The 23,324-nt window shown below is 46.6% G+C and carries 22 protein-coding genes and 1 other annotated feature; of the genes, 20 read left to right on the forward strand and 2 right to left on the reverse strand.

All coding sequences use genetic code 11. The features are described from left to right. The first annotated feature begins 80 nt into the window (after positions 1-80). The 4 genes from ACDJ58_RS12010 (at position 81) to ACDJ58_RS12025 (ending at position 2,424) form a co-directional block, all read left to right on the forward strand. On the forward strand, positions 81-557 hold the full coding sequence (locus tag ACDJ58_RS12010) for an NUDIX hydrolase (RefSeq protein ID WP_413378148.1): 477 nt from the start codon (positions 81-83) through the stop codon (positions 555-557). A gap of 19 nt (positions 558-576) precedes the next feature. Then, a complete protein-coding gene (locus tag ACDJ58_RS12015) occupies positions 577-1,152 on the forward strand; it encodes a GNAT family N-acetyltransferase (protein WP_413378150.1) in 576 nt (191 codons plus the stop codon). A gap of 82 nt (positions 1,153-1,234) precedes the next feature. Next, the gene (locus ACDJ58_RS12020; RefSeq protein WP_413378152.1) at positions 1,235-1,783 is read left to right on the forward strand and encodes a hypothetical protein; all 549 of its coding nucleotides are present in this window, start codon (positions 1,235-1,237) and stop codon (positions 1,781-1,783) included. Between the two features lie 65 nt (positions 1,784-1,848). Further along, complete coding sequence (locus ACDJ58_RS12025; RefSeq protein ID WP_413378154.1) at positions 1,849-2,424, forward strand: GNAT family N-acetyltransferase; 576 nt, start codon at positions 1,849-1,851, stop codon at positions 2,422-2,424. A 149-nt stretch (positions 2,425-2,573) separates the two neighbouring features. On the opposite strand, the gene ACDJ58_RS12030 is transcribed toward ACDJ58_RS12025, so the two are convergent. Both ACDJ58_RS12030 and ACDJ58_RS12035 read right to left on the reverse strand, forming a co-directional pair. After that, complete coding sequence (locus tag ACDJ58_RS12030; RefSeq protein ID WP_413378156.1) at positions 2,574-4,100, reverse strand: sensor histidine kinase; 1,527 nt, start codon at positions 4,098-4,100, stop codon at positions 2,574-2,576. Continuing rightward, positions 4,100-4,783, reverse strand: a complete 684-nt coding sequence (locus ACDJ58_RS12035; RefSeq protein ID WP_063563521.1) for a response regulator transcription factor — start codon at positions 4,781-4,783, stop codon at positions 4,100-4,102. The genes ACDJ58_RS12030 and ACDJ58_RS12035 overlap by 1 nt, the downstream gene beginning before the upstream one ends. A gap of 203 nt (positions 4,784-4,986) precedes the next feature. On the opposite strand from ACDJ58_RS12035, the gene ACDJ58_RS12040 reads away from it, so the two are divergent. The 16 genes from ACDJ58_RS12040 (at position 4,987) to ACDJ58_RS12115 (ending at position 23,322) form a co-directional block, all read left to right on the forward strand. After that, positions 4,987-7,233 carry an ArnT family glycosyltransferase gene (locus ACDJ58_RS12040; RefSeq protein ID WP_413378158.1) on the forward strand — a complete coding sequence of 749 codons (2,247 nt, stop codon included), beginning with the start codon at positions 4,987-4,989 and terminating at the stop codon, positions 7,231-7,233. A 33-nt stretch (positions 7,234-7,266) separates the two neighbouring features. Then, positions 7,267-8,253 (forward strand): glycosyltransferase family 2 protein, encoded by a 987-nt coding sequence (locus ACDJ58_RS12045; RefSeq protein ID WP_413378161.1) that lies wholly within the window; start codon positions 7,267-7,269, stop codon positions 8,251-8,253. Then, a complete protein-coding gene (locus ACDJ58_RS12050) occupies positions 8,246-8,683 on the forward strand; it encodes a GtrA family protein (protein ID WP_413378163.1) in 438 nt (145 codons plus the stop codon). Before ACDJ58_RS12045 ends, ACDJ58_RS12050 begins: the two co-directional genes overlap by 8 nt. 1 nt (position 8,684) lies before the next feature. Beyond that, entirely contained in the window at positions 8,685-9,557 is an 873-nt protein-coding gene (gene galU, locus ACDJ58_RS12055; RefSeq protein WP_413378165.1) for a UTP--glucose-1-phosphate uridylyltransferase GalU, read from the forward strand. Between the two features lie 149 nt (positions 9,558-9,706). Beyond that, positions 9,707-10,549: a class I SAM-dependent methyltransferase gene (locus ACDJ58_RS12060; RefSeq protein ID WP_413378167.1), complete on the forward strand. Its 843-nt coding sequence runs from the start codon at positions 9,707-9,709 to the stop codon at positions 10,547-10,549. A 194-nt stretch (positions 10,550-10,743) separates the two neighbouring features. Further along, positions 10,744-11,021, forward strand: a binding site (T-box leader). A gap of 117 nt (positions 11,022-11,138) precedes the next feature. Next, positions 11,139-12,224: an aspartate-semialdehyde dehydrogenase gene (gene asd / locus ACDJ58_RS12065; RefSeq protein ID WP_413378169.1), complete on the forward strand. Its 1,086-nt coding sequence runs from the start codon at positions 11,139-11,141 to the stop codon at positions 12,222-12,224. Between the two features lie 186 nt (positions 12,225-12,410). Then, positions 12,411-13,511, forward strand: coding sequence for an amidohydrolase/deacetylase family metallohydrolase (locus ACDJ58_RS12070; RefSeq protein WP_413378171.1), 1,101 nt, complete (start codon positions 12,411-12,413; stop codon positions 13,509-13,511). Beyond that, positions 13,489-14,601, forward strand: a complete 1,113-nt coding sequence (locus ACDJ58_RS12075; protein ID WP_413378173.1) for a DgaE family pyridoxal phosphate-dependent ammonia lyase — start codon at positions 13,489-13,491, stop codon at positions 14,599-14,601. The genes ACDJ58_RS12070 and ACDJ58_RS12075 overlap by 23 nt, the downstream gene beginning before the upstream one ends. After that, the gene (gene dagF, locus ACDJ58_RS12080; protein ID WP_413378175.1) at positions 14,594-15,346 is read left to right on the forward strand and encodes a 2-dehydro-3-deoxy-phosphogluconate aldolase; all 753 of its coding nucleotides are present in this window, start codon (positions 14,594-14,596) and stop codon (positions 15,344-15,346) included. Before ACDJ58_RS12075 ends, dagF begins: the two co-directional genes overlap by 8 nt. After that, entirely contained in the window at positions 15,339-16,355 is a 1,017-nt protein-coding gene (locus ACDJ58_RS12085; protein ID WP_413378177.1) for a sugar kinase, read from the forward strand. Before dagF ends, ACDJ58_RS12085 begins: the two co-directional genes overlap by 8 nt. A 203-nt stretch (positions 16,356-16,558) precedes the next feature. Further along, entirely contained in the window at positions 16,559-17,230 is a 672-nt protein-coding gene (locus ACDJ58_RS12090) for an SGNH/GDSL hydrolase family protein (RefSeq protein WP_413378179.1), read from the forward strand. 280 nt (positions 17,231-17,510) lie between these two features. Then, positions 17,511-17,771, forward strand: a complete 261-nt coding sequence (locus ACDJ58_RS12095) for a hypothetical protein (protein WP_240321307.1) — start codon at positions 17,511-17,513, stop codon at positions 17,769-17,771. Between the two features lie 270 nt (positions 17,772-18,041). After that, on the forward strand, positions 18,042-18,938 hold the full coding sequence (locus ACDJ58_RS12100) for an ABC transporter permease (protein WP_413379630.1): 897 nt from the start codon (positions 18,042-18,044) through the stop codon (positions 18,936-18,938). A gap of 30 nt (positions 18,939-18,968) precedes the next feature. Then, positions 18,969-19,856, forward strand: a complete 888-nt coding sequence (locus ACDJ58_RS12105; RefSeq protein WP_413378181.1) for a carbohydrate ABC transporter permease — start codon at positions 18,969-18,971, stop codon at positions 19,854-19,856. Positions 19,857-19,946: 90 nt separating this feature from the next. After that, positions 19,947-21,665, forward strand: coding sequence for an extracellular solute-binding protein (locus ACDJ58_RS12110; protein ID WP_413378183.1), 1,719 nt, complete (start codon positions 19,947-19,949; stop codon positions 21,663-21,665). A gap of 82 nt (positions 21,666-21,747) precedes the next feature. Beyond that, positions 21,748-23,322: a response regulator transcription factor gene (locus ACDJ58_RS12115; RefSeq protein WP_413378185.1), complete on the forward strand. Its 1,575-nt coding sequence runs from the start codon at positions 21,748-21,750 to the stop codon at positions 23,320-23,322. Positions 23,323-23,324 lie beyond the last annotated feature (2 nt).

Raw genomic sequence — 23,324 nt, forward strand, 5'->3', positions numbered from 1 at the left:
CCACAATATGGGTTATCATAGGCGTAGCTCATATTAAGAAAGTTTGTGAATATCAATTATAACAATATAAGGAGATAACCATGGATCAGGACTATATTCAGTATATGCGGTCATTTGTGGGGAACGCCAAAGTTATCATGGTGGTTTCAGGGGCTATCGTACTCGATGAGACTGGCAGAGTTCTATTACAAAAACGATCGGATAATGGATTTTGGGGGTTTCTAGGTGGATTTATGGAGATAGGAGAAACCGTTCAGGAGACAGCACAAAGAGAAGTATATGAAGAAACAGGTTTAACACTGAATTCAATAGAATTATTCTCGATATACTCAGGTCCTGAATACGAGGTGGTTTATAGTAATGGAGATGAAGTTGCGTTGGTGCAAGTAATGTTCAAAAGCAACGACTTTTGTGGAACGATAAAAGAGAGTGAAGAGTCCATAGAAACACGATTTTTTGATATACATTCCATACCAGAACATTTCTTACCTACACACAAGCAAATTATTGAAGATCTGAGGAACAAAGAAGATGTATTTGTAAAGCTAGAAAACTAAATAATGGGGGGTTATCAGAATGAGAGAGATTAACTTTAGCGCGTATTTTTGGCAGGATAATAAGGTCAGATTACGTGCTTTGCGTGAGGAAGATTGGGAGGATCATTATTATAACCGGTTTGATTCACCCGCTCGTCGTTTACTGGAATGTACAGTAGAGCTGCCACCTACGAATGCTGAGGCGAAGAAATTTACTGACGCCTTTTCCGATTTTTCTCTAGACAGAGGACGGATCATGTTCACGATTGAAAATATGGATGGTGAGAATGTTGGGGGCGTGAATCTGAACAGCATCGATGAGCGGAATGGTACCTTTAGTATTGGGATTCAAATTGACAGGGACCATCGCGGAAAAGGATACGGGACGAGAGCCATTCGAATTTTGCTGAAATATGCCTTTTTTGAGCGCAGACTTAATAAATTCAATGATTCTGTTCTCGAAGGCAATGAACCATCTGCAGCCATGATGAGAAAGCTTGGATGTGTGCAGGAAGGCGTGCGTCGTCAGGTTATTTATACCGATGGAAAATACCAGGATATGATCCTGTTCGGATTAACCAAAGACGAGTTTATCGATAAGGAAGGACTTGCGTGAGTCCCATTTAAAATCAAAGTTTCACGGTGTTTATGATCTGCCAATGTTTGTTAGGTAACTGACAATGTGCAAGAGGTGAAATATGAGGAAGCTGTTATGGATAAGTTCGTGCTTTGTTGTATGTGTACTGGTTAGTGTTAGTGTATTCTTCTGGAATGATATTTTTGGATATAAAACGCTAGAGAGGGCTGTTCAGTCTACTTGGAAGTACCCCCTTCAAGTGGTAAATGTAGATCAGCAAAATGAACTGGTCTTGTCACTGGATCAAACACAATATGTTTTCGCTGCTTATGAACATAAGAATGGGAGATATCACTATGATACGGATAGTGAATCAGGTTGGACAGCGAGTTCAGATGTGGGGCCTGCCTTTTTGGTACAAGCGGAACCGAAGAACAAAAAAGGGAATTTTATATGGGGTGCTTTATATTCCGATATGCCTGTACACAAGTTTAAGATTGAATATACAAACGGTGAAACTCAGGAGGTTGAGTCCAGCAATAATACGTTTATCGTGAAAATGCCGGAAGCTTACCAGAGTGAAGACAAAATGATGTTAATGGCAACGTTCACGAATGTGTATGCTCTTGATGAAGAGAACAACGTAATACGAGCTTATAATTTGAATTGATTTTTTGTTATTGAGCTTTAAAGTGAAACGCAAAAGGGTAGATAAGATGTACTTCAGGAGGCATTATGAAACAAACAATACAAAGTGATGAATTAATCATTGATTGTAAAGATATTTATTTGCGCGAATATCGATCTGAGGATTTGGAGAAATTGCAGGAGATCACCTGGCAACCTGAGGTTTACGAATTTTTGCCGGGATGGAATGCTACGGTTGAAGATAGAGCACTTTGGCTCACTCAATACGAAATCCCTGAGAATCAGAATTTTAAACAAGCTGTTTTGGCGGGAGGGGACATCGGAGACCTGTATTTACGTTTGGCTATCGTGCTCAAAGAAAATGATGAGTTTATTGGATGGTGCTGCTCGGGGATCAAGGATGAACTGCCAGCGCCCAATCGGGAAATTATGTACGGCATTTCGAAACACTTCCGGAACCGTGGCTATACAACGCAGGCAGTACAAGGAATAACACAATATTTATTTGAAAATACAAACGTTGAAGTGTTGAATGCCATCGCTTTAATAACGAATCAGGCATCGAATAAGGTAATACAGAAATGCAATTTTGAATGGCTGAATATGATCGAAATCGAGAATGAACCGTACAACCATTACCAACTGTTGAAGCACCAACGATAACTCCCGGTACAGATGCACTACATACAAATCCACCAATCCGATACTAAACAAATAACCCTTTCATTTCTCCACAGAAATGAAAGGGTTATTTGTCATGCGATAAGAGCCACAAGAAAACGAAAAGCTCCGTCTTACAAGCCTCGTTCGGCTTAGGCTTCACTTTTGACCAAAGGCAGCAAAATCGTAAATTCCGTTCCTGCACCTAGTTGGCTGCGCACTGTAATTTTCCCGCCATACGACTCTACAATCGAACGGGTAATGGCAAGGCCTAGGCCCGCGCCCCCTTGTTTTCTTGAACGGGAAGAGCTTGTGCGATAGAAGCGTTCAAAGATATGGGGGAGATGTTCCGGTTCAATCCCGGAGCCGTTATCTTTTACGGTTAACTCGGCTTTATGCTGAGCGGCATATAACGAAATACTGATGATTCCCCGATCTGAATCGGTGTGCTGCACTGCATTGTGGAACAGATTGAGTACAACTTGCTTCAATTTGTGGGCATCTGCCATTACATGGACTTCAGCGGTCAGGTCGAGATGAACCTGTCTTTCCTGAGCCATCATGATCAACTGTGGCTGCATTTCGAGCAGCAGACTGTCAAGTTGGATGACTTCCTGCTCCTGCTGAGGTGCCTGATCCAGCTTGGTCAGCATCAGCAGATCCTCTACAAGTTTGTTAATCCGCACCGATTCACCATACATGCTGTTCAAAGCGCTATATAATTGCTCGCTGTTAGAAGCTGCGCCGCGCTTGAGCACCTCAATAAATCCGTGAATGGAGGTAAGAGGGGTACGCAGTTCATGGGAAGCATCAGACAGAAAACGCTGCATCTGCTCTTTTGACTCCCGCTCCGCTTCAAACGAGTCTTCAAGCCTCTCGAGCATGCCGTTAAATGAAAGCGCCAGTTGATCCACTTCCTGTTGTCCCTGGACAGAAGGAAGTCGTTCGGCCAGGCTGCCTGCATCGATTCGTTGCACAGTATCTACCATACTGGACAAGGGAATCAGTGTCCGGCGAAGTGCTTTGGCGTATAGAACAAGTCCGGCTACCATGGCCAGCAGGGATAACATCAAGAAGATTAGAAGCTGTTTCACAATCAGATCTTTTAGCGGTTTCGTAGCGGTGCCCATCTGTACCATGGGTAAGCCGCGATTACGTGGTCCAGGCGAAGAGAAGACGATTAGCTGCTCATTGCCTCGGTTATCCGTTACAATCCGGTACGGAACATGTTGTTTATCGTTGATCCGATCTGTGATGTTCTGATATTCAACTGATGTCAAGCGAGGAGCGGTCAGACCGTCTTCACCAAAAATGTCCTCGAAGCCACTTTGATTATCGAATAAGGCCAGTGAACGATCAGGAATGTATAAGAAACGATTGCCTGATCCTCTTGGATCTGATCCAGATTGCCCACCAAAAGGATTGTTCGCCGCACCACTTCGTGAAGACGATCCGAGCCACACAGGAGGCATGGACATGAGCTGCTCTTCCATGGTTTTCGCCTGGTTGCGATACAGAAAGCTTTCCATAATCCAGAATTGAAGAATGCCAATTAACAATAACAGAGCAGCCATAATAAACAGGGATCGCGCGAGTAATTGAGAGCGGAGCGAACGTGGCGATATCCATTGATGAAGCCATGTCCAAAGATGTTTATCTTTCTTTAATAAAGAGGTCATTAGAGATCCACCCTGTATCCAACACCTCGAAGTGTACGAATGAGCTTATGTTCTTTATCCCCCAGTTTGTCACGCAAGGAGCGGACGTACACCTCCACAATATTCTCTTCTCCACCAAAATCATATCCCCACACGCGGTTCAGAATGGTCGCTTTACTTAGGACAATACCATGATTGAGCACGATGAATTTTAATAGTTCATATTCGGTTGGAGATAACTCCAGAATCTGATCATGATAGGTAATCTCTTTGCGCTGATCATCAATTCGGAATGGACCATGAGTCACTGCCCCTATTAATAAAGGAAACTGATTACGCAGCCTTGCCTGAATCCGTGCAAGCAGTTCATCAAACGCAAAAGGCTTAATCATGTAATCGTCAGCACCAAGCCACAGACCTTTTACCCGATTCTCAACTTCATCTTTGGCTGTCAGCATGATCACCCCGACCTGTGCCCCGCTCTTGCGCAGACGCTCAACAACCTCAAACCCATCCATCTCAGGCATCATGACATCCAGAATTGCCATATGCGGACGAAAGTCGAGTGCCAATTCAAGCGCAGCGGCTCCATCTGGGGCCGTACGTACGTCAAAGCCTTCGTTGCTTAGTCCAAGCTCCAGAAATTGCAAAATATGTGGTTCATCATCTGCCAATAGTATTTTAATGCCAGTACTTAGCTTCATAAGCAGGCGTTCCTCCCCGTTAAATCCATCTATTACATACCCTCAATTCTAGAGGTCTATATGCTGTATTATCGCTCGCCAAACTGAAAATTAGCTGAAAAGTTTGCAAGTTATCCTCAGGCAACATTCAGCGGGCACTCATCCCAGTTTTACTTTGGCATGTCACAATAGTAGACATGAAGAACTTGAAGGAGTGATTGAGATTGAATAACACCAAACGAAGGATTGATCTTGTCCTTCTGCCGATTGTTTTACTGGCGGCATTTCTGAATGGGTATGGCATCTGGAATGATCAATATGCCAATTCCTATTATACGACCGCCGTTGGGAGCATGCTGAGGAATTTCCATAACTTTTTCTACGCATCGCTCGACTCGGCTGGTTCGGTAACCGTAGACAAACCACCGGTTGTCTTCTGGATTCAAACCGCTTTTGCTTACGTTTTTGGATTGCATGGATGGAGTGTTATTTTACCGCAAGCGTTAGCGGGGATCGGTTCGGTGCTGCTGATATATTTCATGGTCAAGCCTACATTTGGTCTTGCCGCGGCGCGAATCTCAGCACTTGCGATGGCCACTGTTCCTGTTGTGGCAGCGGTCAGCCGTACCAACAATATTGACAGCATGCTGGTGTTCACGTTGCTGCTGGGTTCATGGTTTTTGTTCAAGGGAAGCAAACAAGGCAGTGCATGGCGCATCTTGGTTGCCTTTGCACTCATTGGACTTGCTTTTAATATGAAAATGCTGCAAGCCTACATGATTCTTCCGGCTTTCTACTTGTTCTATCTGCTTGCATTCAACGCAAAGTGGAGAAGAAAAATCGTCTTGCTGATCGGAAGTACAGCGGTGCTGGCAGTTGTTTCCTTATCCTGGGCAGTCACTGTGGATTCTATACCGACAGATGAACGGCCTTATATCGGCAGCAGTGAAACCAATTCGGTGCTGGAACTGGCTTTTGGATATAACGGCTTATCCCGTCTCACAGGGCAACAGAACAGATCTTCGAATGCAGGCATGCCAAACGCCTCTGATGAAGGCAAGACGCGTGGCAACGCTGCTTCCCAGACATCAGGATCCGATCAGGGCAGCGGCTCGACTCCAACAGGCAATGCACCGGGAAATGGTGAAATGGGTGGCATGAACGGAATGACTTTCCCAGGCGGTCAGATGCCAAACGGTGGCGAGATGCCTAATGGAAGGAATTTCGGAGGCGGTAATGGCGGCGGTGGAGGCATGGGTGGCATGTTTGGTACCGGGGAGAAAGGTCCTCTGCGGTTATTCCAGACCGAACTGTCCGGTCAGGCCAGTTGGCTTTTGCCGATTGTATTACTCGGCTGCATCGCCATTTTTGCAGGGTTAAGACGGAGAAATATAACGGATAAGCACAAGGAAGCTTTGTTCTGGCTGGCCTGGCTGCTTCCGGTAGCTGCTTTCTTCAGTGTGGCTGGTTTCTTCCATCAATATTATCTGATCATGCTCGCACCTCCGGTAGCGGCATTAACCGGAGCAGGATTTGCAACCATGTGGACGGCGTATCGTGAACGAAATGACTGGCAAGCCTGGTTGCTTCCGTTATCCGTGCTGCTTACGACCATCTTCGGCTGGTACATCATGCAGGTGTATAACGAAACTATAGGGGCAGGTTGGTCCATAGGTGAATTAATTGCAGGCATTCTGATCACGGTTATTCTGATTGTGATGCTTAATCGTTCACACCCATGGAAACAGGGGTTAATTATCACAGGCTTCATGGTCATGCTGATCGGTCCGACCTATTGGGCATTCACACCTATCACGTATGGAGGTAACAGCATGATTCCGGCGGCTGGACCTACAGGTTCCAATGGGATATTCGGTGGAACGGGTATGGCAATGGGGGATAGACAAGGTGATCGCAATGGTGGCGGTATGGCTCCGTCGAACGCATCAACTGACACCGACACCGATCAGGCTTTCCCATCGTCCGATGAAGCTGACCCGAATAAGGCGGGCATGGGAACAGCTCCGAATTCAGGAGGAAACATGAATGGCGGCGGAGGCATGCCGACGACAGGTGGTCGAGGTGGAGCGGGAAACCGCAACGAAGAAGTGGACACTACAACACTGAATTACCTGAGAGAGCATAACACAGGTGAAACCTATCTCTTCGCAACGACGGACTATAACCAGGCAGCTCCATATATCATCGATGAAAATGAAGCAGTCATTACACTTGGCGGGTTCTCGGGCTCAGATCCGGTGTATACCACGGAAAAACTGGAACAACTTGTGAAGAGTGGACAAGTGAAATACTTCATGGTAGGTGGCATGGGCGGCCGAGGTGGCAGTTCTGATATCGGTGACTGGATCAAGGAGCATGGTACCGAAATTCCAACGTCAGAGTGGAAGACGGGTACGGACAGCGGTTCCGGTTTCGGCGGTCAAACTACTTTATATGAAGTGAAATTATAAGCGTGATCGAATGGTATAAGGGAGGGAACGAACATGGCTCAAAAGTGCCGTTACAGCATTATCATTCCAATGTATAACGAAGAAGCGGTGATTGAGGAGACTTATCGGCGTCTGAAAAAAGTGATGGGCAGTACGGGAGAGAGCTACGAGCTGCTGTTTGTCAATGACGGTAGCGTGGACCAAAGTGCACAGATGATCCGTGACTACGCGCGTTGGGACGAGAGTGTGAAGCTGATTGATTTTGCACGCAACTTCGGTCACCAGATCGCGATTACAGCAGGTATGGATTATGCAGCAGGCGATGCCGTCGTCATTATTGATGCGGATCTTCAGGACCCTCCCGAGCTGATCGTGGACATGATCGCCAAGTGGAAAGAGGGCTATGAGGTTGTCTATGCCCGCCGGACCAGACGAAGCGGGGAGACCCGCTTCAAGAAATGGTCAGCAAGCCTGTTCTACCGCGTACTGCGTGCGTCGACGGATACGGATATTCCGGTGGATACCGGGGATTTCCGTTTGATTGATCGCAAGGTATGTGATGAGATGAAACGTCTTCCGGAAAAAAATCGATTTGTCCGAGGTCTGGTCAGTTGGGTGGGGTTCCGTCAGACGGCCATTGAGTATGAACGTGATGAGCGCTTGGCAGGGGAGACGAAATACCCGCTGAAACGCATGTTAAAGCTGAGTCTGGACGGCATTACATCATTCTCACACAAACCGCTCAAGCTTGCAGGTTACGTTGGTGCTGTTCTATCCATCGGCGGCTTCATCTATATGCTAAGTGTCATCGCTTCAGCGATATTTACAGATTCAACGATCAAAGGATGGCCTTCAATGGTTAGCATCATGCTAATTTTTAACGGCTTCACTCTGATTATGCTAGGTATTCTAGGGGAATATGTCGGACGGATCTATGATGAAACGAAGGCGCGTCCGCTATATATCGTAAGAGATGTGTATCAGTTGGAAAGTCAGTCGAGTCAGGCACGGTTAACGGGCAGAGTTGCTCATCATGACTAATCGTTTGGTCACGATATTTAAGTTTGGAATTGTGGGTGTCCTGAATACGGTGGTGGATGCAATGGTATTTACGTTGCTCGCTGCCGCAGGCACACCTGCTCTAATTGCCCAGGTAATTTCGTATAGCTGCGGGGTCGTGAACAGTTACTGGTGGAACGGCAGGTGGACCTTCCAGGGTGCGGGAAGACAGGGCAAAAAAAACGAAATCATGCGTTTTGTTATCACCAATCTGGTGGTTCTGGCGTTATCCTCCCTGATTCTGTACATCTGCAATAGCACTTTAGGTTGGAGCGTTGTAATGAGTAAAATACTGGCGACTCTCTCCGGCATGGTTATAAACTATATCGCCAGTCGGTATTGGGTGTTCCGGTCAGATCCTTCCCAAGGATCTGACCCTTCATCTGATGCTAATGAAAGGAGTGTTTCATGATATGAGAATTAAAAAAGCAGTCATTCCGGCAGCGGGGCTTGGCACCCGATTCTTGCCGGCAACCAAGGCGCAACCCAAAGAAATGCTGCCGATAGTGGACAAACCGGCCATCCAATACATTGTGGAAGAAGCGGTACAATCGGGCATTGAAAATATCATCATCGTAACCGGACGCAATAAAAAATCGATCGAAGATCATTTTGACAAATCGGTTGAATTGGAGCATTCCCTGTACGCCAAAGGCAAGCAAGCACTACTTGAAGAGGTGCAAGCGATCAGCGAAATGGCAAGTATTCATTTTATCCGTCAAAAAGAGCCGCTTGGATTGGGCCACGCCATTGGATGTGCACGTCAGTTCGTGGGAGATGATCCGTTCGCCGTACTGCTTGGAGATGATATTATGGTGTCTGATCCACCAGCGCTCGCACAGATGATTCATTTATATGAAAAGACAGGCAGCCAGATTGTTGGCGTGCGGCAGGTGCAACCTGCTGATGTGAGTAAATACGGAATTATCGATTCACAGGGGGCAGAGGATCGAGTTCACCGAATTACCAATCTGGTAGAAAAACCTTCCATTGCAGAAGCGCCCTCCCGAACCGCCGTGATGGGACGTTACATTCTGAAACCTTCCATCTTTCCCATTCTGGATCGAATCGAGAGAGGTGCTGGAGGAGAATATCAGCTAACTGATGCGCTGAAAGAAGTAAGCCAGGTGGAAGAGCTGCTGGCCCTTGAACTGGAGGGGCGCCGGTACGATATTGGTGATCAGTTCGGATATATTCAGGCGATCCTGGAGATCGGACTGATGCGTAAGGAACTACAGCCCATGCTGACACCATATCTTCAGAAGCTTGCAACCCAGTGGGGATAGGGATTGATATGTAGCAGAGGTTGATATCTATTTAAAGACTTTGTCTCCTGTGTGCCATGGTTCTGGCATAGACTCCAGCATTGTACAATGGATCCTGTAACGCTACAATGAGCAAGAAGTTCAAGTTGCTCTTTGAGGAGTGAGGAATCATGAATGAGTCTATCATCAGGGATCTTATTAAGTATATGGACGTGGAGGATAACGCAGCCATTCAATACATTCAGACGGAGCATCGGATGAAGCTGGGACTCTTTTGGGGAATCCAGGAAGGCAGCCGCGTTCTGGAAATCGGTTGTGGTCAGGGGGATACAACGGCCGTGCTTGCACATCTGGTGGGGGAGCATGGGTACGTTCATGGTGTAGACATTGCACCTGAGGATTATGGTGCACCACTGACCGTAGGGGAAGCGGCAGCCAAGCTGCGGAAATCTCCGCTGGGTGAACGAATTCGAATGGATTATGGTTTTGATATTCTAAGTGATCAGGCCCAATTCGCCGAGAATGAGTTTGATGTGATTGTGCTTTCCCATTGTTCGTGGTACTTGAAATCATTTGACGAACTCGCCCAGATTCTTAGCAAGGTTAGGACGTGGGGACATCAGTTATGTTTTGCCGAATGGGATGCACGAGTTACAGATGTGAGACAGCTCTCGCACTGGTTATCCGTTCTGATTCAGTCCCAGGTTGAATGTTACAAGGAGAACAGCTTCTCTAATGTGCGCACGCTCTTTACACCGGAGGATATCCAAGAGCTTGTCTCTGCGGCAGGCTGGACGATTAAGGAAGAGGCTTCGATCCATTCTCCCGAGCTGCAGGACGGTCGCTGGGAAACCGAAATGACACTGGCAGAAGCGCCTGTGGAACTGAAAATGCTTCCGATCCCGGATAAGGTGAAAACACTCCTTCTTTCCGAACTGAAATTACTTAGGACACATCATGCCTCAGGGCCTGGCAGTCCATTGGGAACGTATGCGATTGTTGCCAAAAAGTAGTAAAGAAAAAGCCATTTTCAGCAATTCATAAGAAAAACGTCTATCGACGTACTTTCACAGAAGACAGACCGCGTTTAGCTGAAGTTTTTCTTGCGATAATTGAATTTTTCAGCTCCGCTGAAAACGTATAAATTCCATTATCTAAAAAAATGTGTTTACTTCACGATGGTAATTTTGATATTATAATCGCAATATCAAATGCGATGAAGAGATGAGTAAATAAAAGGTTTCTTTCACAGAGAGCTCCGGCAGCTGAAAAGGGGTAAAGAATTTTTTGTTGAATAAAGACTCAGAGCAGCACATCGGAACTTTAATGATTGAGGGATGGTGTGACAGGAGCTCCTGTTACAGAGCGAGAGTATATGCGGATGCGGCATGATTGAATGCAGTTATCCTTAACTCGAAGAGGCTGGTATGGCGACCTACTGGCGAATCTGGGTGGTACCACGAGTGTAACAATCTCGTCCCTGAGACTTTTGTCTTAGGGATGGGATTTTTTGGTTTTTCCGGGATGTTGGCTACACGCTTTGGAAATGCCTGAATAGTGTTTAATAAGGGAAAACTTACACCGAAAGGAAATGATGTTTTTATGTCAGCAAAATTGAAAGTCGGTATCGTCGGAGGAACGGGGATGGTAGGTCAGCGTTTTGTAGATCTGCTCAATGAACACCCATGGTTTGAAGTAACGGCTATTTCAGCAAGTGCTAACTCGGCAGGCAAAACATACGAAGAATCCGTACAAGGCAGATGGAAGCTCGCTGTCCCGATCCCGGAAGCAGTGAAAAACATCGTTGTGCAGGATGCTTCCCAAGTGGAAGCTTTTGCGAGCCAGGTTGATTTTATATTCTGTGCTGTGGATATGAAAAAGAATGAAATTCAGGCGCTCGAAGAGGCTTATGCCAAAACGGGAACGCCGGTTGTTTCCAACAACTCGGCTCACCGCTGGACAGCGGATGTGCCAATGGTTATTCCGGAAATTAACCCAGGACATCTGGACGTGATTGAAGCTCAACGCAAACGTCTTGGAACGAAAACCGGATTCATCGCAGTTAAACCAAACTGCTCAATTCAGAGCTATGTGCCTGCACTTCACGCGTTGCGCGAGTTCAATCCAACTCAAGTGGTGGCTTCCACATACCAAGCAATCTCTGGAGCAGGTAAAAACTTTACCGACTGGCCGGATATGCTGGATAACGTGATTCCATACATCGGTGGCGAGGAAGAGAAAAGTGAACAGGAGCCGCTGCGCATCTGGGGAAGCATTCAAAATAATGAGATTGTAAAAGCATCCTCACCATTAATTACAACACAATGTATTCGTGTTCCGGTAACAGATGGTCATCTGGCGACAGTATTTGTATCCTTTGAGAAAAAACCATCCAAAGAAGAAATTCTGGAGCGTTGGCTACAATTCAAAGGTCGCCCGCAAGAACTGGGTCTGCCAAGCGCACCGAAACAGTTCATTACGTATTTCGAAGAAGAGAACAGACCACAAACGAAGCTGGATCGTGACATCGAGCGCGGTATGGGCGTATCAACGGGCAGACTGCGCGAAGACTCCCTATATGATTACAAGTTTGTAGGACTGTCTCACAACACGCTGCGGGGAGCAGCAGGCGGTGCTGTTCTGATCGCTGAATTGCTCAAAGCTGAAGGATATATTCAGTCGAAATAAACAGGCATTGTGGAAATAGGAATAGAAGTAATAGAATATCACTGACAGGCTACCCCTTTTAGTAGACAAGAGTATGAGCATCTGGGAAGATGAATTTATTTTTGTTGAACAGAGGGGTATTTTTATATCAATACATATGAAGCAGGAACACGTGAATCCAAATTCCAGAACAGGAAGGGGATTGTGATGGACGGTCAGCTGATATTGCGTCGAGTCCGTCTTACAAGCGGTGAAGAGGTAGATGTGGTTATCAATGAGGGGCTGATTGTGAAGGTCGCTCCTGGTGGAACGGCAACCGGAGATCGATTGTGGGAATCGTCTGGAGCTTACATATCCAGCGGATGGATCGACATGCATGTGCATGCTTTTCCAGAGTTTGATCCTTATGGGGACGACATTGATGAAATCGGTGTAAAACAGGGCGTTACTACGATTGTGGACGCAGGCAGCTGCGGTGCTGATCGAATTGGCGATCTGGCGATAAGCGCTCATAATGCGGCTACCCGGCTGTTTGCCTTTTTGAACATATCTCGCCTCGGCTTACTGCGTACTGACGAATTGTCGAATCTGGACTGGATTGATCGGGACAAGTTGTTACAGGCTACCCGGGCATATTCTGAATTCATCGTGGGATTAAAAGCGAGAATCAGTGGGAGTGTGGTTGGCAAAAGCGGCCTGCGGCCGCTGTATTTGGCAAGAGAATTTTCGCAGGAAACAGGCCTGCCGCTTATGGTTCACATTGGATCAGCACCACCGGATATTCGTGAGGTGATGCCGCTCTTACAGGGTGGTGATGTAGTCACTCACTATCTAAATGGAAAAAGCAATAATCTGTTTAATGAAAGAGGCGCGCCACTGGAAGTATTGAAGGATGCCATCAAGCGTGGTGTGCATTTGGATGTAGGACATGGGACAGCGAGTTTTTCATTTCAGGTTGCAGAAGCTGCCAAAAAGCATGGCATTGACCCGGATACGATCAGTACGGATATTTACAGGGGCAATCGTCTGAACGGCCCGGTCTACAGCATGGCTAATCTGTTAAGCAAGTTTCTGGCACTAGGCTACTCGTTGAGCGAGACGATAGAACGGGTAACTGTACGGGCATCCGAGTGGCTGGGCAGACCGCAGCTGGGGAGAATTCAGGCAGGTGATGCGGCCAATTTGACTCTTTTTCAAGTAGTAGACAAGCCTGTAACACTTGTGGACTCTGAGGGCGTAAGCAAGATAGCCAGCCGTCAAATTGAAGTAAAAGGAGCGATTGTGGGTGACCAATTCATTGAATGTTAAATATGGACTGAAACGTGTTATCAACGCCAGCGGCCGGATGAGTATCCTTGGCGTATCGGCACCGACGGACAAAGTCATGGACGCCATGAAGCAAGGCGGGCAGAGTTATGTGGAGATCGCAGACCTTGTAGACAAATCAGGGGACTATGTGTCCCGTCTAATCGGTGCCGAAGCGGCCGTTGTTGTCAATTCCGCTTCAAGCGGCATCGCGCTCGCCGTAGCTGCCATGGTAACAAAGGGTAACCGCCACGCAAGTTTGAAGCTGCATCAGGAAGTCATCACGAAAAATGAAATTGTTATGCTGAAAGGCCACAATGTACAATACGGAGCTCCTGTGGAGACGATGATTTACCTTGGCGGGGGGAAGCTGATCGAAGCCGGATATGCCAATGAAGGTCGGGCGGAGCATATCGTGGATGCGGTTTCCGACAAAACGGCTGCGATCCTATACGTCAAATCCCATCATGCGGTACAGAAAAACATGATTTCCGTAGAGGAAGCCTGGCAGGTTGCCCAGAAGTGCGAGGTACCCCTCATTGTCGATGCGGCTGCGGAAGAGGACCTGCACAAATATGTGAAGTATTCGGATCTAGCCATTTACAGCGGGTCCAAGGCCATTGAAGGCCCAACTTCCGGCATTGTGGCAGGCAAACGAACCTATATCGAATGGTTGAAGGTTCAGCTTCACGGGATCGGGCGAAGCATGAAGGTAGGTAAAGAAACTACGTTTGGCCTGCTTCAGGCACTGGATGAATATGCAGTCAAAGCTGACCATAGTGAGCAGGAAAAGGATTCCTTGCAGGCGCTAATGTCACTCAATCAGATAGCCGGGATTCAGGTATCGATTGTCCAGGACGAAGCGGGCCGAGCGATTTACAGGGGGCGCATCCAGGTCAATGAAGCGAAGGCGGGGATCAGTGCCAAACAGCTCAATGAGGAGCTGAGGGGCGGTCCTATTGCCATTTATACACGTGACTATGGCGTAAGGCAGGGGTATTTCGATATTGATCCCCGTCCGTTGATGGGGGATGACATGCGGGTCATTGAAGATCGAATTCGACAATTGACAGGAGGAGAAGGAAATGTCTGAGATCGCAAAACGATTTTATAACAATCGGGTGGCTTTGAATGTGCTCGCCAAGGACATTACGAATGCAAAAGAGGTTTTTGATGCGGCTGAGGGCCATGTCCTGGTTGGCGTTCTTTCCAAGGATTATGCTACTGTGTCTGAAGCAGTCGAAGCGATGGAAGCCTATGGGCGGGAAATTGACAATGCCGTTTCAATTGGACTGGGTGCCGGTGACAATCGGCAGGCTGCTGTCGTTGCCGAAATCGTAAAGCATTTTCCGGGCAGTCATATCAATCAGGTATTTCCGGCAGTTGGCGCAACCCGGGCGAATCTCGGAGACCGGGACAGCTGGATTAACAGCCTCGTCTCCCCGACAGGTCAGCCGGGCTTTGTCAATATTTCGACGGGTCCAGTGAGCGCTGCCCAATCCGAGCTTGCCGTGGTGCCTGTACATGCAGCCATCGCATTGGTGCGGGATATGGGTGGCAATGCGCTGAAGTATTTCCCGATGCAGGGTCTGAAGCGGGAAGAGGAACTGCGAGCGGTAGCGAAAGCGTGTGCAGAAGCGGACTTTGCGTTGGAGCCTACCGGTGGCATAGATATGGATAATTTTGAAGCCATTCTCGAAATCGCACTGGAGGCGGGGGTTCCGCAGGTTATTCCACATGTGTATTCCTCCATTATTGATCAGGAGGGTCTGACCATTGTAAGTGATGTGCAGTCGTTATATGCATCGATGAAGACGCTGGCGAAGAAGTATGGTTAAACGCGTAGGGGCTTTTGGCGAAGTCATGATGCGACTCGAAGTACCGGGACACGATCTGTTGATTCAGAGTAATCGGCTGAAATACTCCTTCTCGGGGAGTGGGGTCAATGTGGTGTCGGCGATGACACGTTACGGATACACAGGCCTGCTGGTGTCGAGGCTTCCGGTCAATCCCTTGGGTGATGCCGCCGAATCCTATTTGCGCGGACTGGGCCTGAACACCGAGTATGTGCTTCGTGGAGGGCAGTATATCGGGATGTACTTTCTGGAGAATGGTTATGGGGCCAGACCTGGGCGAGTGACCTATTCCAACCGGATGGAGAGCAGCTTTAATATTGCGCCTGAAGGCACGTATCCCTTTGCGACAGTTGCATCGGGCATGGACGCTATTCATTTCTGCGGAATCACGCTGGCGATGAATGAGTCGGTGAGACTGGCGATGAAACATTTGGCACGGGCGGTCAAAGAACAAGGCGGCACGGTTGTTTTCGATTGTAATTATCGTCCTGCTCTATGGGGTGATCAGGGTTATGCCACGGCGAAGCCGCATTATGAGGAAATGTTGCATTTGTCAGATATCGTCCTGATGAATGAGCGGGATGCTCTTCATATTCTGGGGTTAAATACGGACAAAGTACAAAGGGAAGAGCAACTGGTTGAGCTCATTCCCCTGGTTGCCGAACGGTATGGCGTGCGTACCCTAGCAGGAACGCATCGTACCATATACAGCGATAACCGACACTGCTTACAGGGTTATATGTTCAAGGAAGGGGCGTTCGCTTATTCCGAGCCGCTGACCTTTTCCGTTTATGACCGGATCGGCGCGGGCGATGCGTTTGCGAGCGGCATCATGTATGGTGAACTGGAGGGGTGGATGCCAGCGGAGACAATCTCTTTTGCTGCGACAGCCGGAATGCTGGCGCATACCGTAGCAGGTGATACACCGATGGCTTCTGCTGGAGACATCGTACAGGCGAGGAACAGCACAATGCGTGATTTAACAAGGTAATATTTTATGGAGAATGCCTGGAACGTATGAGCGATAGATTCTGATCTTCTTCTCCATTAAGATTGTCTCGGTATCGTGTGGCACGAAAACTTTTGTTACAATAGTGTAGCGAACGATGAAAGGCTGGAAAGGCCGTTTTGCTTCGGTATTTGGATGACATCGTTACTATACATATCTGTTACAAGGGAAGAAGGGATTTGCTCATGTCGTTACAATCATCATCCTATGAAGGGCAAAAGGCTGTTTTTCTGGGAGACAGCATAACTTTCGGATATGGACTCCAGGAAGGGGAACATCCGTATCCCGAGCTGGTTAGCAGAGCATTGGGATTTCAATCCTATGAGAATGATGGCATTTCCGGAAGCAGTGTGGCCGACGGAGGGTTTGAACCGATGTGTAATCGCATTGGGCAGATGCACGCAGAATCGGATGTTATCTTTTTCATGGGTGGAAGAAATGACTTCTCCAGTGGTACGACCGCATTTGGCGATATCAGCACTTCGCCCAATTCGAAGGATACCTTTTATGGGGCGCTTAAACATATAGCAGAAGAGTTGATCCAGCGCTATCCAACCAAGCTGATCGTGTTTCTTACTCCGCCCCATGGATCAAGTGAAGCTGTCCCAGAAGACCTGCCCAATACGGTAACCAGACGGATATACTGCGACTATGTCGCTGCAATCAGAGAGGTCGCGTCGTTGTACTCCATCCCGGTCTGCGATCTGTGGAACATTGCTGGAATCCAGCCATTGCTGCCAGTCCACAAAGATTTATACTTTACAGGTGACAACGGTGTACCTGATGGTCTCCATCCCAACCAGGCCGGACATGAAAGACTTGCCTCCAGAATCGTGGGCTTTCTGAAATCGTTGTGATACCTTGTGAATTAGTGTGAGAAAAGGGAAATAAAGCGAATTGGGATCTGCAGAGTAGGCACTTTAATCATAAGTGTCACTTAGTGCAGGTCCTTTGTTTTATAGAGATTCAGGATATGTTATAAAAATTTAATGTTAAAACTAATATGGTAAATATTACATTGTAAATTCATGAGATTTCCGGTATTTTTATTAACGGCAAACTTTTCTTTTATAAAGTAGAGGTAGATTGTCTTAGCAGGTAGCAATTGAAATGGAAAAGAAAGGAGGAAGAAATATTATGTCAGAAGTTGCTAGTCAAAGAGTACATAAGCCAGGACCACAGCCAGTAAGTTTCGGTAGTTGGATGCTCACATTGTTCCTTATGATGATTCCGCTTGTAAACATTATTATGTTGTTTGTATGGGCATTTGGAGATTCCAACCCTTCCAAAGCCAATTATGCCAAAGCAGCGTTGCTGTGGGCAGCGATCGGAATTGTTGTGTATATTCTAGTGTTCGTGCTTATCATTGGAGCTGGAATTTCGCTCTCGGATTACTAGGTTTATGAATAAGTAGCTTGATCTAGTTTCATTTTGAACGCCGACAATAATGTCGGCGTTTTTTAATTTATTTTTTCTCATGTTCGTTGATTAGGTACACATTTCGTTAGTTGTAGTTCTATTCCATGAAGAGGATTGGGATTACGATAGAAATATCAAGCGACGAAGTGGGTGATGAGGAAAATGAAGAAAGTAAATGTGCCGGACCACCCACAATTGTTGGGAAAGGGAGTTACGCAGACCAAATCGGTTTCAGGGTGGAAGAGGTTTATGGGGCAGTGGGAGTTTCAGGTTATGATCTGGCCTGCTCTGTTATTCTTGCTGATCTTCAGCTATGGACCCATGTGGGGGATTTTCATTGCTTTCCAGGATTACAATTTGTTCGCAGGCATGAAGAATAGTCCGTGGGTAGGATTCATGCATTTTCGCATGTTCTTTGAATCTCCGGAATTCTGGAGCGTGATGCGAAATACATTTGCCATCAGTTTGCTCAAGCTGTGCATCGGTTTTCCAGCGCCGATCATCTTGGCTCTGATGTTGAATGAAGTGGCAGGCAAGTTCAAACGAGTCGTTCAGACGGTCACTTATGTTCCCCATTTTATGTCATGGATCGTAATCTCTGGTCTTGTATTCTCTATGCTTGCGGTTGATAATGGGGCGGTTAATGAGCTTCTGCTCGCACTAAATCTGATTAATGAGCCGGTTAACTGGATGTCCACACCCGAGTATTTCTGGGGAATTCTCGTATCCTTAAATGTCTGGAAAGAGATAGGCTTCGGTTCGATTGTCTACCTAGCGGCCATTATCGGCATTGATCCGGCCCAATATGAATCTGCTTCCATCGATGGGGCGAGCCGTTTCCAACAGATCTTTCGAATTACGATCCCGAATATCATGCCGATTATGATGATCTTTCTGATTTTGGGGATCGGTAACATTCTAAATGCAGGTTATGAAGATATTCTGGTACTGACGAAAAACCTGAGTAACGGCATCGTTCTTCCCGTTGCGGATGTGATTGACACCTATGTTTATCAGATGGGGATCGTTAATCAACGATTCTCCTATGCTACCGCGGCAGGATTATTCAAATCGTTATTAAGCGTAACACTGTTGGTCCTAGCGAACACATTAGCAAGAAAGTTTGGAAAAACAAGCTTGTGGTAAAACCGCGAGTGAAAGAGTGGGAGATCGTCTATGAAACTGTCTGCAGGAGATCGTATTCTCAAATTCGTGATCTATGCCCTGTTAAGCATTCTGGCATTTGTTACTTTTTATCCGTTCTGGAATTCTCTTGTCTTGTCGTTGAACGTAGGTTCCGATACCTCTTCAGGTGGGGTCACCTTTTGGCCAAGGCAATTTACGTTGGAGAATTATGCAGTTGTGTTCCAGGAAAAAAATATCTATAGCGCGTATCTGATCACGATCCTTCGGACAGTAATTGGCACTGTATGTGCACTGCTGTTTACCTCTTTATTCGCTTATGCGATGTCCAAAAAAGGGATCATGTTCAAGAAAACGTATATGATTCTTGCCGTGATTACCATGTTCTTCAGCGGGGGGATTATTCCGTACTTTATCCTTGTCTATCACCTTCAATTGTATGATACGTTCTTATTCCTCGTGCTTCATGGCATGGTTAACGTGTATAACATGATCATCTTCCGTACCTTTTTTATGGAACTTCCGGACGGGCTGGAGGAATCGGCCAAAATGGACGGATGCAGCAACTTTGGTGTCTTTTTTCGAATTGTGCTACCTGTGTCAGGCCCCGTGATGGCGACCCTTGGACTATTTACTGCTGTATTTTTGTGGAATGACTGGTTTATCCCCGCGGTGTTCATCAGCAATCAAAATTTGATTCCTCTGCAAACGTTGCTAGTCCAGATTATCAACGCAGGAACGACGGCTTCGCTGATGACCAATCTGAACAGTTATGCGCAAAGTATGGTGCAAAACACGGTTACCGTAAAATCCTTGCAGATGGCCACGATGATGGTGGCCACGCTACCTATTCTCATGATCTACCCATTTTTACAGAAGTATTTTGTGAAAGGCGTTCTGGTAGGCTCACTTAAAGAGTAGCTTGCTCACCAAAATGGTTATGAAGCCTTCTTGTCTGATGGACAGGAAGACGTGTAACATACAACTGTATAAGAGAGGGGCAAGGCAAATATGGAACGAAAACAACAAAAACGACGAAAATCACTGCACTGGCTTCACCTTTCGGCACTAAGTGCAGCATTAATGATCAGTGGATGTACCGGGGGTGGAGAGGGACAAAGTCCATCTGCAAATGAAAGCGTAAACACCAAGGAGCAGATAAAGACAGGTGAAACCGTCTCTCCAAATGCAGATCCAAAATCAAAAGTAAGACCAGTCAGCTTCACCCAATTTGTCAATTATGACTGGTACACAGCTCCGACATGGGAAGAACGCCCGCACGGTAAATGGATAACAGATGAGCTTGGAGTGGTGATGGAACCCGTACAATCCAACGGAGCGGCTGCGACCAAACTCAATTCCATGATTGTTGCCAAAAAACTTCCTGATGCAATTGTACTTGACCGAGGCAAAGACGTGGAACGACTAGTCAGTGCAGGTCAACTTGTAGCGCTTGATCCTTATCTGGAGAAGTATCCCGAGTTTGTAAAGACAATAGGGGAAGAGACGATTAATATGCTCCGCAGCGCGGACGGTAAATTATATCAAATTCCAAACTGGTTTATTAGTGGTGATAACGGAAACGGCAATGCCGCCTATCTTGTGAATCGTAAAATATACAAGGACTTGGGATCACCGAAGGTGGAAACCTGGAACGAGCTTGAGGCTTATCTGAAGCAGGTAAAGGAGAAGTATAACGGCAGTATCGTTCCGATTGATTTTGGCGAAATGCGTGACAGTGAGTCTCAGATGATCAGCATGCTTTATAGCGGAGCCGCGGAAGATCGCACAGGTGGGTTTATTTCACCGGGTTCTGGAGGTGTATTTGGAGTACCGCAGGGAGCGCAGCTAACTTCTATTTATACAGATCCTGCTTTTGAACAAACTGTCATGTATGCAAGTCGTTTATTCCGTGAGGTATTAACTTCTAAAGATGCGTTTACCCAGACACGTGATCAAATTCTGGAGAAACTGAAAAATGGTAAGGTGGCTGTATTCAGTGCCTTTGATTCGGTGGTCGAAGGGATTGGCCGTGAAGCCAACAATCATCTGCAAGCTGCCGACCCGGAAGCAGGATATGATGTCATCTGGCCGGTTCATGCTGATGGCGTGGACAAAAACAAGGTGTATCCGAGTGGATACAATACGCTCGGCTGGAACGTGAATGTCATTACGAAGAATGCCAAGGACCCGGAAGCCATTTTTGCTTATATGAACTGGGCCATCAGTGAAGAAGGCCAGCAAGTCCTCTTTTTTGGACCGAAAGGATTGTTCTATGATGAGGTTAAAGACGGCGTTCCGATCCCGAATGAAGCCTATGTCAACCGTGATCCGAAGAAATATGACGAAATGAAGATCGGAGAGTTTAACTGGTACGGTAACACAAGTTACGTCGATGTGGTCAAAGCCAAACGGGAAGAGCTTCTGCCCGAAGAAGCACAGGACTGGACAACGGTTGCCCAGTCCACCGTCTCCTTTAAAACATCCAAAAACATGACTGAATTCTCTAATCTGGATCCTCTTGCAACTTCGGAAGAAGGGATTATTCTCCAAAGGTTGAAAGATTATTATAAGCAGGTCATTCCTCGTCTTGTATTCGCCGGAAATGATGAAGAAGTGAAGAGTATTCTGGCGGAGGCTCAGGCGGAATCTGTGAAGCTTGGATATGATAAAGTGCTGAAATGGAAAACCGCCAAATGGCAGGAGAATCTTAAAATTATGGGGAAATGATAGTAGAAGCTATACGATGTCAAAACGGTGGGTGTGCTGAGGCACGCCCTTTTATTCTCTAATTACAAGGAGTCGAACGATCATGTATAAAGCAGCGTTGGTCGATGACGAAAACTACGATCTGGTCGGTATGCGTGAGCTTATTCCCTGGGACGAACTTAATATTGAGATCGCTTTCATGGGAAACAAACCACTGGCCGCATTGCATTACCTTCAGAATCATGATGTGGATATTCTCGTTACCGATATTAAAATGCCCGTAATGTCTGGCTTGGAGCTTGCCCGAATGGCACTCCAGAAACAGCCGGAGCTTAAGATCATATTTATCAGCGGTTATGAGGACTTTGATTATGCGAAACAGGCTATTCATTTGAAAGCGGATGGATATATTCTGAAACCGGTGGATGACGATGAAATTAAGACAACTCTGCAAAAAATCGTTCATGTTCTGAAAGAAGAGAATGCCAGATTGGAGACAAAAAACGGGAGCAATGCACTTGAACATTTTGATTTTGTGAAACAGGATTTTTTGAAGCATCTCATGGAAGGCAGTATTGATGCGCCGACCCTGAAGTCCTTCACCCGGCTTTATCCGCTTCCCCCACGAACGGAGACGGCCCATGCCGTTATTATAGAAATGGATCATATGCAGCACTTGTTCACAGATGAAGAATATGAACGATGGCATGAGCTGACTTTCCGCCAAATTACGTCCTGGATTGAAACCAAAAATTGGGGAGCGTGGTGCCGGTTATCTACGGACCGAATTGGACTCATGTATTCCCATGACGCTGGGGATATAGAATTGAATCTGAACGAACTTATCCATTACATACGTGATCGCTCCCGCTTTACCATTACGGCCAGCTTTGGACAAAAAACGAGTCGGGTTACCGAGCTGCCGGTATCCTTTGATGAAGCGCGAAATTTAATCGGATGCAAAATGTTTCTTGGTAAAAATCGGCTTATCTCTCCGGGGGAGATACATATTCCACTTGTAAGAGATGTACTGGACGTAAATAATCAGCTGGATCGGCTATTTACAGCGATGTCCACGTATGATCTCGTCACTATCTGTGATGCCGTCGAGGAGCTGTTTGAACATGTGCGAGCCTTTTCTGATTCGTCTAAAGTACACCATTTCTCTACTCACGTTCTGTCACGGCTCGAAGGATATTTGAATGCAGAGGCACAACATAATTTTCCTCACTTTGCGAGGTGGAAAGCGGAAGGGTTTGAGACTGTTCAGCAGTTCGATACGGTGGATGATATTAAATCTTGGCTAAGACGAACTGTGTTCGAATGGTCGGAACATATCTATTTGCGCAAGCAAACGTCCAATTGGAAGTTATTCTCCGATATTGAACATTATGTTGGGCAGCGTCTGTCACAAGACGTAACTCTAAAGGATCTGGCTGCCCATTTCTCGTATTCTCCGAATCACCTTGGATTTCTGTTCAAGGATAAGGTGGGGAAAAATTTCAGTGATTATGTTGCCGCCCGGCGGCTTGAACATGCCAGGCATCTGCTGCAGACCACCAATCTCAAAATCTATGAAATCGCCGATCAGGTTGGTTATCGAAGTCTCACCTATTTCAGCCGATTGTTCAGAGAAACTTTTGGCATGAAGCCCGGCGATTTCAGAAAGCAGAGTTGATG

The sequence above is a fragment of the Paenibacillus taichungensis genome, from assembly GCF_047302525.1.
In the GTDB taxonomy this organism is placed as follows: Bacteria; Bacillota; Bacilli; order Paenibacillales; family Paenibacillaceae; genus Paenibacillus; species Paenibacillus taichungensis_B.